Origin of the sequence: Paenibacillus psychroresistens (genome assembly GCF_009728935.1) — a bacterium.
In the GTDB taxonomy this organism is placed as follows: Bacteria; Bacillota; Bacilli; order Paenibacillales; family NBRC-103111; genus Paenibacillus_AC; species Paenibacillus_AC psychroresistens.
In genome coordinates this window covers 4,858,678-4,874,058 of sequence record NZ_CP034235.1, presented here as the reverse complement: position 1 = coordinate 4,874,058, position 15,381 = coordinate 4,858,678, and the positions used below count along the sequence as shown (strand labels likewise).

The following is a 15,381-nucleotide window of genomic DNA, read 5'->3' as shown; positions in this document are numbered from 1 at the left end:
TAGAAGGTACAATAGATAGCGTAACTATGTAATGATTGGAGTGGACACATGAATATTCTACAAGCCTTATTTTTTCCGCCAGAGCAACCAGGCGGGGTTTCCTCCATGATCCCCTACATTCAAGAACGTTACCTTAAAAAGGGCTGGGAGATGGAGTTATTTTCATTACCCAAACGTATACGCAATAAAGGAACTGAAGTTGTGGAATTCTCTACCTTTGATTGGAAGGTTTTTGCCGGCAATCCTACCGTTGAAAAATATATTCAAACCTATAAAGATTATTTATGGTGGACGAAAATGCGTATTACTAAAAGCTATGATTTAATTCATGGGCATCATCCGATTGCCGCTTTAGTTATGAAGCAGCTTTTTCCGGATACTCCTGTCATCATAACGATTCATTCAAGCTACGAGAAGGAGCTAATTCTCAATGGCAAAATTGCTGAGAATGGCCCTGAGCATCAATTTTTGACCGCGATCTACCGCGAGATTGAGGAGAAGGTTGATCGTATTGTGACCGTTTCCGTTTCTTTTAAACAGTATTTATCGGATTATGTGGATGACTTTGATCGGATCGTTGTAATCCCCAATGGATTCGATGAAAAGCGCTTTAAACCGTTTCCACATGAGAATGCTACTACACAATTTATCTCAGTATGTCGGCTAGTTCCAGCCAAAGGATTAGATACTTTATTGCAAGCTTGTTCGTTATTGAAAAAGAATGGGCATCCCTTTGTTTTACATTTAATTGGTGATGGTCCAAGTCGTCCAGAATTAGAGAAAATGGCGATTGATTTAAATATTTATGAGGAAACGATATTTTATGGCTATATGCTGCATCCAGAAGAGTTCATGCCATTTTTTGATGTCTTTGTATTACCATCACAAGCGGAAGCATTTGGCTCTGTATTTGCAGAGGCAGCGTTATGCTTATTGGCATTAGTAGGTACGAATGTAGGCGGTATTGCTGAGCAAATTGAAGATGGCCGCAATGGGTTATTGGTTCCAGTAGGCAATTCAGTAGCGCTTTATCATGCCTTGGAAAAGTTAGTAATCGATCCTAGCTTTCGCTATAATTTAGCAAGAGCGGCTTGGGATAAAGCCAAAAAAACCTATTCGATGAATCGAGTTATTCAACAAATGACTAAGGTTTATGAAATGTATCGGAAACAGGATGGAAATTCAATATAAACGAGGTGTAGCAATGAAAGCCTTTCGATTTATTCATGCGGCTGATCTGCATTTGGATAGCCCTTTTGTCGGAATGGCTGAATTGCCACTTGGGATTCGCGAATCATTGCGGCAATCGACATTTAAGGCAATGGCGAATTTGGTAGAGCTGGCAATTCAGCAAAGCGTTGATTTTGTCTTAATAAGCGGAGATGTTTACGATTTAGCGGATCGTTCGCTGCGTGCACAAATTCGCTTTCAAAAAGCGCTGCAGCGTTTAAGTGCAGCGGGTATTGCAAGCTATATTGTACATGGAAACCATGATCCTGAGGATGGGCGAGCGGCTAGGCTGAATTGGCCAACGCTAGCTTATTTTTTTTCTGCCAGAGAGGTGGAATCATTGCCAGTTAAGCTTGAAGGCAAAGGTACTGTTGCGCAGATATATGGGATTTCGTATGCAACTGCAGCAGTGACAGAGAATTTAGCTAAACGCATTACTGAAAAATATCAGCAAAATATAGGGAGTCATTCGGATTTGTTTCGAATTGGGCTTTTACATACAAATGTCGAAGGAAATCAAGCTCATGCCAATTATGCACCTTGCTCGATTCAAGATTTATTAGGAAGTGGAATGGACTATTGGGCCTTGGGGCATGTTCATACTCGGCAAGTGCTGAATACGGAGCCAGCTATTGTTTACCCTGGCAATCTACAGGGACGGAGTATACGTGAAACGGAGGCAAAAGGTTGTTATATCGTGGATGTATCGGAATTCGGTGAAGCTAAACTGACATTCCATGCCTTGGATGCTATTCGTTGGCAGCAGCGCTCTATTTCCATTCAAGGCATTCATACCGAGCAGGAGCTGAAGGAACGGTTTGAGCTTGAATTGGAGAAAGCTCGTGAGGACGCTGCCGGTCGTGCGTCCATTATACGGATAACCTTAACGGATCGTGGACCGATTCATGTTACGCTGCAAAAAAAGAGTGTGCTGGATGAGCTCATTACTGAATTGCGTGAGGATGAAGTTAGACGGCTTGAAAACTTGGGTAGTTTGAATGTGGGATTAATAGAACTAGATGGGATAGTAGAAACGGCTGATCCGCTAACGGGGAATTATGTATGGATCGAATCTGTACAAGTGCATTCTGGGTTAGAGGTAGATAAAAATTTGCTGCTTGACCAAGAAAGCTTTCTCGGTGATCTTCTGCGTTTATCGGAGTCCATTCTCACGGATGAGGCTTTATTGGCTGCATTTTGTGCGGAGACTTTGGATCCCTTGTTTACGCAAAGTAAAGCGGCTAAGTATTTAAGCGGAGTAGGGCGAGAGGAACATAAAGCTTGGGTGAAAGCCGCACAAGAGCTGGCTATCGACTTTCTGGCCGCGGATGCGAGGTGGGATGAATGAAGCTGCGCACGATTCATGTCGAAGGCTTTGGTTTGCTGCGGGATAAGACGCTGCAGCTGGAAGGCCCGCTGACGTTGCTTTATGGCCGCAACGAAGCGGGCAAGAGCACGCTCATGGGCTTCATCCGCGCGGTTCTGTTCGGCTTTCCAGCACGGGCAAGCGGTGCTGGAAGCCTTGAACCGCTCATGGGCGGCGCCCATGGAGGTTACCTCACCCTCGAGACCACCGAGGGTGAACGCATTCGCGTCGAGCGCCGCGAGGGCGCTTCCGCCAGCGCGGGGCGCGGACGTGCCCCCGGCGGGGGCCACGTGCGCGTCACGCTCGCCAGCGGCGCTCAAGGCGGCGCGGAGCTGCTGCAGCCGCTGCTGGGCGGCATCACTGGCGAGCTGTTCCGCAGCCTGTTCGCGTTCAGCCTTGGCGAGCTGCAAGAGGTTCGCACGCTGCAGAGCGATGCGCTCAGCGGCTATCTCTACAGCGCGGGCTTAGGCGCCCGCGGCGATACAATCATGGCCGCGGAGCGCAAGCTCACGCTCGAGATGGAGCAGCTGTTTCGGCCGCGCGGGCGAAACCAAGCACTCAACCTGACGCTCCTGAAGCTGGAGGAGCAGGAAGCGGACATCCGCCGCAGTAAAGAGCAGGCGGGTCGCTACAATGACTACTTGGCTGAAATGACTAGCTTGGATGAGCGAATTCTCGAGCTGGACCACTTAATGCGCGAGCAAAGAAGCGAATTAACCAAGCTCGAAACGGCGGAGCAAGCAAGAAGCCACTGGCAGCGAGGCAATGAAATTCGAACGGGTCTCATGGATCTGCGAGCTTTTGAAGTTTTTCCTGAGGATGCAATGAACCGTTTTAATGAGCTTACTAAAGCTCAAGAGCTTCTCTTAATCGAGCAGGACAAGCACCAGCTGATGATTGAACAGCTTAGCGAAGAAATGAATGCCATTCAAATAGATCCCGATGTACTATTGCACCAAACAGAGCTGGACGAATTATACGAGCAGCTTACCGTTTATCGGATAGATCAGGATTCGGCCAAAGAGCTTAGCCTCGAAGTAGAACAACAGCGGCTTCAGCTGGATCGACTTTTACGTCAAATTGCCGGGCATTGGAATGAAAGCATTTTGGAGGAGTTTGCTGTTACCGTTGCTTTGCGTGAACAAGTTAGACGCTGGGATGCTGAATTAGAGCAGCTGCAACAAGAGCGAGAGTTTACTTTAAGTGAATTGCAGCGAATGTCTATTCAAATGGAAGAAGCCAAGGAAAAGGCAAATCGACTTGAAAATAAGCTGTTATTGAAAAAGCAAATGGTCTTTGGAGAGTTGACTTTAGACGCACAACAGGAAATGGATACCTTAACCGTTAGCATACCGCAGCTTCGTAAACAGCTTCAGATGAGGCAGCAGCTAAGACTGGAGCTTCGTCATTTGGAGCAGCTAGGGGGGAGAGTGCAGTCCGTTGAAGCAGAGAATAGCACTAATACTTGGCTGCATTCTGCTTTTCGCTGGTTCTGCATGGGGGCATGTCTAATTCTTCCGGTTTATTTCATCCTGCAGAAGCAGCCAATTGGTGCGGTGATTAGCTTTATTAGTCTTTTGATAATTTCACTCGGAGTCTGGGTATATACACCAAAAGCCCAGAGCTCAGTTCGAGCCAAGAGAGTCTTCCCAACTGGAATAGACAAGCTGGAGCAGGATTTAATGGTAATAGATAAAGCTTTATATCAAAGAATGGAACAGCTGGTCGGTTTAGCTGAAATAGCTTCTGCAAGCAGCTTTAACAGTAAGGCATTAACCGATCAACAGCTGGACGAGAGTATAGATCAGCTGCAGCAAGCATCTGATATTTGGCGGGAAGGCAAGCGAGAGCTGCTCCTAGACGAACAAAAATGGCAGGAGGCAGCTGATAACAACACAAAGCTGCAGATGCTCAATAAGACAATCTTAAATAAGCAGAAGGAAAGCTTAGTAAAACTGGCCGAAGCCACAACGGGCTGGCAGGTATGGTTAACTAAAAATCAATTGGCTATCGAGCTTTCACCTAAAAGCGTGTTGGAAATTCTTCAACTGATCGAATCGGGTCAGCAGCAGCTCCAGCAAAAACAACGTAATCAAGCCAAATACATGGTTATCCACAATCGAATAACTGAGTACGAGCATAACGTTCTTAATCTTATGAGCTTAGCCCGCAAAGAGGATATTCAGCTTGCATTGCGAAGTTGGAAAGAAACCGCCGAGCATACCGCACAATCTTTAATTAACCGAAATCGACTAGAACAACAGCTTACACAAACCCAATCACAACAGTTGCTGCATAGGGAGTCTTTGGAGAGGATTCAAAAGCGAATTTTAGATTTATGGCAGGAAGCAGAGAGTCAGGATGAAACGCATTTCCGCTTGCATGTCAGACAGAATAATGAGCGTATGGCCTATAAAGAAGAATTGCGGCAAATAGATGTGGCTCTAGATGTATTTATGAGTTCAACGCGCAAAGATCAATTAGACGGCTTATTATCCGAGCTAACGTCCCAAGAGCTTATCCAGAAAATGGCTGAGGGTGATCAGACTTTGCTAGCTTTGGAACGGGAAGTCGACCAGCTTAAAGACCGCAGAGGCAAATTACGAAGTGAGCTGGAAAAGCTAGAGCAAGGAGCTGAACATTCAGAGCGCTTGCAGCACATCGAGCAGCAAAAAGCAGTTCTAACCGAGCAAGCAGGACAATGGGCTAAGGCAGCTTTTTGTGCCAGCCTATTCAGAAAAGCTCGCGAGCTCTATGAACGTGAACGCCAACCAGGTGTATTGCTGCTCGCTACAGAATATTTTCAAACTATCACATCTGGTGAATATTTACGGGTTAGGGTACCTATCGGTGAGAAAAAAATAATCGTCGAGCACGCAAGCGGGCGAATGATGGATTCATCTTTACTAAGCCGTGGTACCGCTGAACAGCTTTATCTAGCGATGCGATTTGCACTTGCTGAGGAATATGCACGGAAAGCATCGCTGCCATTAATATTGGATGATATTCTTGTTAATTTTGACAAGGAGCGTATGCGGCAGACTCTAGTATTACTTGCAGAGATATCGGCCAAGCATCAAGTGATTTTTTTTACTTGCCATCGTCATGTAGCAGATGCGTTCTCGGAACAAATACCAGCTCATCAGCAGATCCTGCTCTAAAGTGAGGTAAAAACCAGTGGATTTCTGTATTTTACAGCCTATTCTTCGCCCATCTCCTATCATATAATTATTCTGTTAAAAAACAGATTAAGGGAGCTATGCACATGAACTCGCTGAATGAAGCTTTGTGGATATGGAATCGTGAAAATCAGTCTTTGGTCAACCAATATGTGGATTTCCGTCATGAATTTGATTTAATAGAGGCTGCTAGCCATGCTAGCTTGCTTCTATCTGTTGATTCTGATTATGCTGTATGGCTTAATGGGCAATTTGTGGAGTATGGACAATACGATGATTACCCGCAGAATAAAGCTTATGATTACTTAACCGTCGGTCATTTGCTTCATGCTGGAACCAACGTATTAACGATACTTGCTTACTATCAAGGTGAAAGCACCTTCCAATATCGCAAAGGTAATCCGGGACTTATTTATTCCTTAGATACAGGTGAGTCCATTATCTGCAGCGGCTCAGATACCTTTTGCCGCCAGTCCTTGTCATATGTTAACGGCCTAACTACCCATATATCCGTACAGCTGGGCTATACCTTCGAATATAAAGCGGCTTCTGATGATCAATGGCGTGCTCTAAACTATAGGATGTCTGGGGTTTGGGAGGCTGCAGATACTAATCTATTGCTTAATAAGATATGGCCAAGCCTCTACGAAAGACCGCTAAAAAAGCTGATTTTAAAAGAGAGAATCCAAGCAAGCTTAAAGTCGCAAGGAGTGTTTATTCGCAATGCAGAACCAATCGAGACGGCTGCAAAGCTCATCCAAAGTGATTTTTTATCGTTTCGCATGCCTGAGAATATTCTCGTAGACACTTCCGAAATAAATTTAGAAGCACTAACTTCTCATTCAAAGCTGTCACTAGCAGCTTCCTGGTTCAAAGAGGTAACAGGTATTTATCTGGTATACGATCTTGGTCAAGAGGAAAGCGGATTGTTCGAGCTAGAAGTAGACGCTGAGCATGGAGCAATAATTGATATTGGCTATGGCGAGCATTTGGATGACCTGCGTGTTAGAGCTAGTGTGGGAGAACGGAATTTTGCATTTACTTATCATTGCGGCCAAGGTCCTCAAACCTTTACCCATTATTTCAAAAGAATTGCCGGTCGCTATATTCAACTGCACATTCATGGTGTTCAAGAACGATTCGTGTTGCACTATGCCGGAATGAGACCTGTGGAATATCCGATTGAGCTAAGAGGGGAGTTTGATTGCCCGGACTTGCTGCATATGAGAATTGCTCAAACAGCAGTGCGTACTCTTCATTTGTGCATGCATGAGCATTATGAAGATACACCTTGGCGTGAGCAAGCTTTGTACGCATTAGATTCAAGGAATCAAGCTTTATGCGGCTATTATTGCTTTGGGGAATATGATTTCCCACAGGAATCCTTTAAACTGCTTGGAGAATCACTCAGAGACGACGGCTTTCTAGAAATATGCGCACCGGCAGAGTGTGAGATCACAATTCCTTCCTTCAGCTTTATGTGGGTGGTGGAGCTTGCTGAGTTTATGCTGTACAGTGGAAGATTAGAATATATTGCCACGGTCCTGCCAATCGTTCAGCGTATGATGAATGTACACATTTCCAATATGCAGGATGACCTATTAAGGACACCTGTAGAAAAAGGATACTGGAACTTTTACGACTGGGAGAATGGGCTGGAAGGATATGCAGAAATTAATGAGTGCAGATGGGACGCTCCATTGAATCTGGTTTTTGTTATGGCGTTGGAAGCGGCTGGGGCTATGCTGAATTCTTGTGGATTGAGCGAGGAATCGATACGATACACAGCTATTGCTGAGAGAGTTAAGCTAGCGGTACATGAACGATTCTGGGTTTCCACAGAAGGAGCGTATCTAACTTATCAAGAAGCAGAAAGAGCTGATCATTACGCTGAGCTTACCCAAGCCTTAGCTTTATTAGCAGCTATCCCACCTAATGATGAAATTGCTGATCAGGTACGAGCGGGTTTAGCTGTTAAAGAGAATGGATATGTTCCCATTACATTGAGTCATTCGATTTTTAAATTTAAAGCTTTGTTGGGTGAACCGGCAAGATATCAGAACTTAGTTTTTGAATCGATTGGCGAAACCTGGGGATCCATGCTATTCAACGGGGCTACTAGCTTTTGGGAGACGAAGGATGGTTCAGCAGCATTCTCGAATGCAGGGAGTTTATGTCATGGCTGGTCTGCGATTCCACTCTTTTTCTATTATGCTTATTTATTAGGTGTGCAGCCGATCGAACCTGGCTTTAAAACATTTAAAGTCGTTCCTACCCCAGCAGGCTTTCATAAAATATCAGGAGTTGTCCCAACGCCTTATGGACCTATCGAGGTTAATTGGCAGCAAACACCTGCAGGGCTTGAGCTTCGAGTTACACATCCAGATGAGATTAGCAGGGTGATATAATCTTTATCGAGTATCTCTATTAATTCCAAAAAGCCAAGATTCCTCTTTTATAGGGAGTCTTGGCTTTTAATTTTGTGAATTATCCCGAAATGAAATGATATTCCTTTTGTTTATTTCCTCGAGGAGCATTTGAATAAATTTATTTTCCAACTTGTGTTTAATAGCGTCTCTGTAGCAACTGATGAGCTGATGATCGTTAAGCTGAAACATCCTGTATAACCTACTTTTCTATTTTCTGCGTTTCCATTTGATTAAATGCGAGTGATTTTTGGAGAGATACCCATGATTCTAGGATGATGTGTGGTTCAGGTAGTTTAATCTCTGAAAAGCTACGATGAAGGGCATTTTGAAATGCAGCATTAAATTTACCATCGAATAGGTTTTTATCCATTTATATGCACCCTAACTTTGTTGAGCATAAAGTCCTATTTATTATAGTACACTTCATTTGCTCAAGAGTCAGCGCAAACATTATGCATTATTTACCATTTATTTTTCGATTTAATGCAAAAAAATGCAAAAAAAATTGTATATCGGTTATTATCCGAATATACAATCTCTTTTTAATTTGGTAGAATTAGGAGAAGTCATTTCCACCATAGCTGTACGGTTTCTGTGGCTTTTTTCTCGAATAAGGTTGATTTAACTGCTTGTTCCTCTGAGGGAGATAATTGATAAGTCTCTAATATTTTCCCATTAATTAGATTGCTTGCAGAATTAAACAAATTAAGTTTTTTTAAGTTTCTTACAGCAAGATTAAGCTGAGGTGACCATGTAATCGTTTGCATATTTCACCCCCATCCTTTTTTATAAATGTATGTTGTGGATTATTATACCAGAAATAAAAGGGATGTTAAACGATGAAGAAAAAATATATTGTTTTTGTTTTGATAGTGATATTTTTAGCAATTCGAGCATGGGTTGTTTATGTTTCTTTCAGTTATCCATATAGTGGAATAAACTTATTGAAGAATAAGAGCAATGAATATGTAATTAATCAATTTGACATGGCAAAAGCAGCTTCTGTGTTTGGATTACAGTTAGGAGATATTGTATTGAAAGTAAACGGTAATGAGGTGGATGAATATTCTTATGTCCAAAAGTGGAGAACTTTAGACCGCTTCGAATCTTTATTAATAGAGCGAAATGGCCAGCGAATTACAGTTGTAGCTCCTAAACATACTTATTTTGCTAATAGTTTGCTTAATCTTTCATATTTAGGTGAAATTTTAAGCTTTGCAATGGCGTTATTGCTCTATAAAAAGCTCCGTTCATATTCGGCCCGTTTTTTATCACTTGTATTCCTTAATGCAGGAATTGTTTTTATGAGCTTAGGTGTGTCCATTAGAGGTGATTTATTAGGCAAAGTATTTATTAATGCGGGGGTTATGCTGGTTCCAGTTCTTTTCTTGCATTTTTTAATTATCATGCTGCATGAAAAGGCAAATCTTACACTTCCTCGAGGATTTCTTAAATACTTATATTTTCCAATTATTTTATCTACTTTATTATTGTTTATTTGTATTAATATGAAAAACATTGCCTATTTAGTAAATTACTATACCTCATTAGCAACTATGCTATATTTCATCTTGGGTCTTATACTGAATCTATTACTTTTGTCCTATATTTATTTCATACATCGCAATAAGAAAACCTACGCATCTACTTTAATAAAGATTGTTTGGTTAGCGCTTTTTACTTCATTTCTGCCATTGGCACTATTATCATTTTTCCCTAAGTTCTTTTACGGATATGAATGGGTCAACTCATCCATAACTGGATGGGCAGTACTATTTCTACCCATTACTTTTGCTTATCTAATTACGACCAAACAGCTATATGATATAGATACGATATTTCGGAGGATTTTGTTAACCCTACTTATTTCAATTGTTCCAAGTGGTTTCATAGTTGGAGTTATTTCCTTTTATCTACCTAGAGAGAATCTTATTAATAATGTAGGCACTTTGTTTTTTTTAATCCTGATAGTAATCTCATTTGTTCTTTACTCCCTCGAATATATAACAACTAAGCTAGAAAGGGTTATCTTCCCTCGCAAGAATCAGTTAAAGAATGCGTTAAAGAAAATTTCGAAGAATATGGAGTCGATTTCCAATATGCGTGAGCTGAAGGAGATTATTCTAGTAGATATTGTGCAAACGCTACATGTATTCGGAGGAGCTATCGTCTTCCAGTATCCCCATGAGATTGAGTCGATTACGGAAGGGAAAATCAACTTGGCCACAATGGAAAGTTCGCTTTCTAATTGTGAATTAGATTCGGACGAATCTGACTATTCCGTATTCCCCATTAACCAACACGAAGAATACAAAAGCTTTCTCGTCATGACCCGCAATAAAACGAATACACATCTCAATTTAGAGGAGAAGCAATGGTTGGGTTTAATCGTTTCCTATCTGGCGGTTAGCTTAGAGAATCTATATCTAATTCGCAAGCTGAACTTGAAGCTGCATGAGCTAGCAGCGCAAATTCCCAATGAGCAGGCTGCTCAGGAATTTGTCTGGTTTCGCAAGATTATGTTTGAGCTGCAGGAGAAAGAACGGGTTCGCATCGCAATGGATCTCCATGATACAACAATGCAGGATCTCTATTTCTTGAAGTTGAAAATGGAGGCTTTTATGAAAGAGCACATTATATTGGAAGCAGGTGAACGAAAGCTTGCCAGCATTTATGATTATATTGAAATTATTAATAGTAATCTGCGTCAAAGCTGCTTCGAGCTGTATCCGCATTTATTGCAAGAGATTGGTTTAATCGATACGATTCGTCAGGTCATTGAACAAGAGGAAATCGGCTTGCCATTCAAACTGCAATTTATTACAAAGGGCGCTATTAAAATTGAAGAAAGTAGCTTAGAAGCTAAACGTCATATGTTTCGGATTTTTCAAGAGCTGCTGAATAATGCGAAAAAACATTCTAAAGCGACTTCAGTAAAGCTGGAATTAACCTTTCGTCAAGATTATTTTTATTTTATTTATGAGGATGATGGTATTGGGTTTGAAGAGGGGCGTGTAAGTGCTAAAGAAATTAGTTCATCAGGAAATGGTATTGAACAATTAAAAAGCAGGGCGATCTATCTCAACGGAAGATTTGAACTGGAAACGGAGCTGGGAAAAGGTGTGAGGATGCAAATTATTCTACCGAAGGAGGGGTTGATAGCGTGAATAAAGTGATGCGAGTACTTGTAGTTGATGATCATCCCTTGTTTGCCAATGCTACAAAAGCCATATTGCAGGAAATGGAACGAATTGAAGTGATAGGAACGGCAGGCAACGGAAAAGACTGTCTTGAGATGGTGAAAATCCATCAGCCAGAGCTTGTTTTTCTTGATTATTATTTACCGGATCAGCTGGGGAGTCAGGTTGCGAGAATGATTAAAACTCAATATCCGCACATTCATATTGTTATTTTTACTGGAGTCGAGGTATCCAAAATTTTCAATAAATTAATTGAGGCAGGCGTTTCGGGTGTTATCTCTAAAGGTTCTAGTGAAAATACAATCAAGAATATGGTAAATTGCATTAGGGATAACCATGTTGCGGTGCCTCTGTCATTTTTTCAGAAAATGCGAATTATCGAGGATCATACTTCGAATTCATTTGAGCTAACACATGATGAAGTGCAGATTATGACTCTGCTGGTTGGTGGATTTACTCACGAGCAAATCGGTGAGCAAATCCATTTAAGCAAACGTACGGTGGATAATTACTTGAAGCGAATTTATGATAAAATGGGGATTAAAACCAGAGCACAAGCTGTCGAGCAGTTTGTGCAAAGTGACTATTATCTAGAGGCGGATGGGAGAGGTTAAGGATGTTAGTGAGTCTATGCAAAAATCATACTTCCGAAATGAGCAGGTAGATGAAAGTTTATTTTACCTGTAGGTGACCACGCCCAGTAATGGCGATTGCCATGTGGATCATCGTCAATTCTATAGAAGTTAACACTCCAGGCTGATCCGCTTTGTATAGGAATTGAAAAGTTATCTGTAGAGAGCTTAATGGAATAAACATAATTTTTCTCTGCAATTCTCTCGGCAGTAGTCTCAATTCCAACTGCATTCCATTTCTCATTTGGTATTATGGTACCTGCTAAATCATTGGTTACCATGGCATCGAACAAGACGTTGTGAGGACTGACCTCATACTCTTGATATTGACGGCCATCTCCAACTTCATCAATGAAAACCTCGACTACATCTTCTAAATATAAGGGTTCATCTCTATGCTGAAAATTAGCTACTATATAGTCATCCTCACACTCGAAGCGGAAGCAAACAAAATCTTTATTCCAACAAGCTTTAACCTTGGTTTTGAGCCTTGGTTGCTCACCATTCGCTGTTTCTACTAATTCGATCGCTGGAATAGCTTGCCAAGCCTCCGCGGAAAGGGTCTCTACTTTATTACATACATAACTATATGGATTCTGCATTTTATAAGCTCCTCTTTAGGATGATGTCTATGCAATAAATGGTAAACGATGTGATTCTATAAGTAAAGTGTAAGCTGTATGACTTGAAATATAGTATACTATTAAGGTAATATTGCGAAACCAAGGAGGTTGAAAGTATGCCCATCCCGAGATTACCGCAAAATGATCGCGAAATTACTTATCAGGTTGGCTGGAAAAAAGGCACAATACATAAAAAAGTGGATATCGAAACACCTGCTGCTATTGTTGTTGAACCAAAAGGGCTTATATCATATATTTGGCACAAAGCACCTAGTCTTCCTGCTTCAATGGACCTATATGTTTTATGTGCACTCCCTTTGATTAGCGTCTTAGCCATAGCTGCGCTTATTTATTTCCTTACCCAATCTTAGTCAAGCAGAAAAGAGGTACAGCATGTATACAATTTTAGGAGTTTTGGCTGCCGTTTTATGTGTTTTGATCACAGCTGGGACGATTTATACCATTTGGTCGATAGTTAGGCAAAGAAATAATCAACAAAGTAAACAACCTATTTCTGAAACAGTAGGTCGTTACTTTCTAAAATGGTCCTTCATGGATTACGCGATTATCATCGTATTTTTATGTGGTATGTTGTTCTTATTGGCTGAGGTGATTACTGTTATGAAGGATCGGGAAAGCTTCCCACTTTATCATTATGGTTATCTCTTGTCTGGCTTTATTTTTTCATTGCTGGGCATGTTATTCATGGTTGCTCGTTTTGCCATTGTATTAAGGATGGTGCAGAGTATGGACCGAATTGCGCTTGTAGACCATCATAATGAACCAAATGATACTGATACAACCAAATAGCGGATACAAGGTAGATAGCAGCATGCTAAATCCAAGCTGGCTGACCATGTAGCTGAAGCCTAAGAGCAGCGCTAAGAGTATATGGGGGTGGAGACGAGTATAGGGCTGAAGCTGCTGAGTGAGCCCGTACAGACCTGCAATGTAGGTTGTAAAGATTTCCCCGAAAATAACCAAGGTGTACATCAACTGAATACCTCTGCCAAGCCGTTGGATGATGTGGCCCATTGGGATTTCGTATTGTTGAATCCCAGGCATTTGCGCAGATAAGGCGTAATGGGCGGAAAGCAGCAATAAGCCAATTCCAATACCACCTAGAATTCCACCCCAATATAGCACCGATTTATCCTTGATGGCACTACTTAGAGGGACGAGTACTGCTTGAGCGCCTGCCAAGTTAAACGCAGCATATACAATAGGTGAGAACCATATCTGTGCATAGGGGAAATCACTGGTGATTCTTAACCAGCCTGTATGATTAGGAATGTGCCAGGTATGCCAGACGACAATGATTGTAAAAGTAATCATTAGCGGAACAACAAAAGAATTAACCTTCATAATGGCCTGAATTCCATTGGTCAGAACAAAATATGCAAGGACTAGTGTAAGTATCAAGCCAGTTTGGTAAGAGAAATGTAGCTGTTCCTCGAACAAAGAACCTGCTCCAGCTAGCATTACAGCTGATGTCCCCAGTAGGATGAGCATCATAAACCAGCTAATCCAGCGCCCAATAATGGGTCCGAATAAGACTTTGTTTAAATCTTCGTAATTAGAGGCCCCGGCACTTTTAGCCAGAAGCATGACCTTCACACCTATCCATATAAATAAAAATGTCGCCAGTACAATGGTCAAAGCTGCATATCGGCCATATAAAGTGAAGAACTGAAGGATTTCTTGACCGGAAGCAAAGCCAGCACCGACAATCGTTCCCATGTAGGTGAAAGCTACAAGTATAATTTGCTGCCATTTTTTGTTCATTATTTTTTATTTCTCCTTCCTATAAGCTTTTGTACAAGTTATGTAACGGGCCGCAATTGCATGACTGTAAATAAATGCAGGCAAATAAAAACGGCACACCGTTAAGGTGTGCCGCAAACAACATGTATATTTAATTAGGATTCTTCGACTCCGAATAGCTTAATGGATTGAATGGTTTTTGTTTTTGGGTCAATGTCTAGCTTGAGAATAGCTGTTTTAGTATTATAGGAAATCACATAGCTTGTATTCTTATCGGGTTTGCCTAGTAGCTCTAGGGCTTGAGCTGACGTTTGCCCTAAACGAAGTCCGCTCAGTCCAGGATTCACTTTAGTGCTGCTGACATCAACGAATTGAATGCCATTTGTTGTATTAAAGCCAATGCTAAAGCCATCATATTGATAGACTGTAATGGGCTCGGCGGGATCCTCCATGATATAAGTTTCAAGTGGTTTGCCATATTGCACTATTGCCTTCTCTTGAGCTTCACCAATGGCTAGTCCCATAATTTGAGGTTGTTTGGAGCTAAATACGGGAAGCTTCTCTTTAGTTTCAGTTGAAAGGGTCTGTTGAGCATTATTACTAGCAACTGTAGCTTGATCGCTTGATTTAGTTATGGTTGGTTCATTGCTTGTGCTCTGAGTTGGTAATGCTGTCACAGGTTGGACGACTGGCAGATTAACATTCACAACCTCATGGGTCGGTGAAGGTGTGGGTGGAGTAGAAGCAATTGTCGTGTCTATTAAAGTGGAATTACAGCCGGATAGCAATAGTCCGCCAATTATACAAATACAGCCAAGTAGGATTTTTGTTCTTGATTTCATAGGTTCTCTTCTCTCTATAAATAGTGTCTTATAATATTAGACCACTAAATGTGCTAAAAAGTTGCATGAAATGTATATATTTTGTGAAAATTCTTGAAATATTTTCTAATTTTAAT

14 protein-coding genes are annotated in these 15,381 nt (G+C 41.6%); 8 read left to right on the top strand and 6 right to left on the bottom strand.

Translation table 11 applies throughout. The annotated features are described in order from the left end of the window. Nucleotides 1-48: 48 nt before the first annotated feature. The 4 genes from EHS13_RS22335 (at nt 49) to EHS13_RS22320 (ending at nt 8,183) form a co-directional block, all read left to right on the top strand. The gene (locus EHS13_RS22335) at nt 49-1,191 is read left to right on the top strand and encodes a glycosyltransferase family 4 protein (RefSeq protein ID WP_155702512.1); all 1,143 of its coding nucleotides are present in this window, start codon (nt 49-51) and stop codon (nt 1,189-1,191) included. Between the two features lie 13 nt (nt 1,192-1,204). Further along, entirely contained in the window at nt 1,205-2,578 is a 1,374-nt protein-coding gene (locus EHS13_RS22330; RefSeq protein WP_155702511.1) for a metallophosphoesterase family protein, read from the top strand. After that, entirely contained in the window at nt 2,575-5,757 is a 3,183-nt protein-coding gene (locus EHS13_RS22325) for an AAA family ATPase (protein WP_155702510.1), read from the top strand. The genes EHS13_RS22330 and EHS13_RS22325 overlap by 4 nt, the downstream gene beginning before the upstream one ends. A gap of 104 nt (nt 5,758-5,861) precedes the next feature. Next, a complete protein-coding gene (locus tag EHS13_RS22320; protein WP_162463204.1) occupies nt 5,862-8,183 on the top strand; it encodes a family 78 glycoside hydrolase catalytic domain in 2,322 nt (773 codons plus the stop codon). Between the two features lie 66 nt (nt 8,184-8,249). Here the strand turns inward: EHS13_RS22320 and sda are convergent, their stop codons facing one another. From sda to EHS13_RS22305, 3 genes are all read right to left on the bottom strand, one after another. Next, nucleotides 8,250-8,393, bottom strand: a complete 144-nt coding sequence (sda, locus tag EHS13_RS37585; RefSeq protein WP_155702508.1) for a sporulation histidine kinase inhibitor Sda — start codon at nt 8,391-8,393, stop codon at nt 8,250-8,252. 10 nt (nt 8,394-8,403) lie between these two features. Then, nucleotides 8,404-8,574 (bottom strand): hypothetical protein, encoded by a 171-nt coding sequence (locus EHS13_RS22310; RefSeq protein WP_155702507.1) that lies wholly within the window; start codon nt 8,572-8,574, stop codon nt 8,404-8,406. A gap of 196 nt (nt 8,575-8,770) precedes the next feature. Next, complete coding sequence (locus EHS13_RS22305) at nt 8,771-8,971, bottom strand: hypothetical protein (protein WP_155702506.1); 201 nt, start codon at nt 8,969-8,971, stop codon at nt 8,771-8,773. 72 nt (nt 8,972-9,043) lie between these two features. Here EHS13_RS22305 and EHS13_RS22300 point away from each other — a divergent pair, with 72 nt between their 5' ends. Next, nucleotides 9,044-11,371, top strand: coding sequence for an ATP-binding protein (locus EHS13_RS22300; RefSeq protein ID WP_155702505.1), 2,328 nt, complete (start codon nt 9,044-9,046; stop codon nt 11,369-11,371). Next, the gene (locus tag EHS13_RS22295) at nt 11,368-12,018 is read left to right on the top strand and encodes a response regulator transcription factor (RefSeq protein WP_155702504.1); all 651 of its coding nucleotides are present in this window, start codon (nt 11,368-11,370) and stop codon (nt 12,016-12,018) included. The genes EHS13_RS22300 and EHS13_RS22295 overlap by 4 nt, the downstream gene beginning before the upstream one ends. 14 nt (nt 12,019-12,032) lie before the next feature. On the opposite strand, the gene EHS13_RS22290 is transcribed toward EHS13_RS22295, so the two are convergent. Further along, complete coding sequence (locus EHS13_RS22290; protein ID WP_155702503.1) at nt 12,033-12,638, bottom strand: carbohydrate-binding family 9-like protein; 606 nt, start codon at nt 12,636-12,638, stop codon at nt 12,033-12,035. Between the two features lie 137 nt (nt 12,639-12,775). Between EHS13_RS22290 and EHS13_RS22285 the strand changes: the two genes are divergently transcribed. Beyond that, a complete protein-coding gene (locus EHS13_RS22285) occupies nt 12,776-13,030 on the top strand; it encodes a hypothetical protein (RefSeq protein WP_155702502.1) in 255 nt (84 codons plus the stop codon). Between the two features lie 22 nt (nt 13,031-13,052). Further along, the gene (locus tag EHS13_RS22280) at nt 13,053-13,469 is read left to right on the top strand and encodes a hypothetical protein (protein WP_155702501.1); all 417 of its coding nucleotides are present in this window, start codon (nt 13,053-13,055) and stop codon (nt 13,467-13,469) included. On the opposite strand, the gene EHS13_RS22275 is transcribed toward EHS13_RS22280, so the two are convergent. Together EHS13_RS22275 and EHS13_RS22270 are read right to left on the bottom strand one after the other, a co-directional pair. Then, nucleotides 13,389-14,444, bottom strand: a complete 1,056-nt coding sequence (locus tag EHS13_RS22275) for a YkvI family membrane protein (RefSeq protein WP_155702500.1) — start codon at nt 14,442-14,444, stop codon at nt 13,389-13,391. The genes EHS13_RS22280 and EHS13_RS22275 overlap by 81 nt on opposite strands. A 134-nt stretch (nt 14,445-14,578) precedes the next feature. Beyond that, nucleotides 14,579-15,265 carry a DUF4309 domain-containing protein gene (locus EHS13_RS22270; protein WP_155702499.1) on the bottom strand — a complete coding sequence of 229 codons (687 nt, stop codon included), beginning with the start codon at nt 15,263-15,265 and terminating at the stop codon, nt 14,579-14,581. Nucleotides 15,266-15,381: the final 116 nt, after the last annotated feature.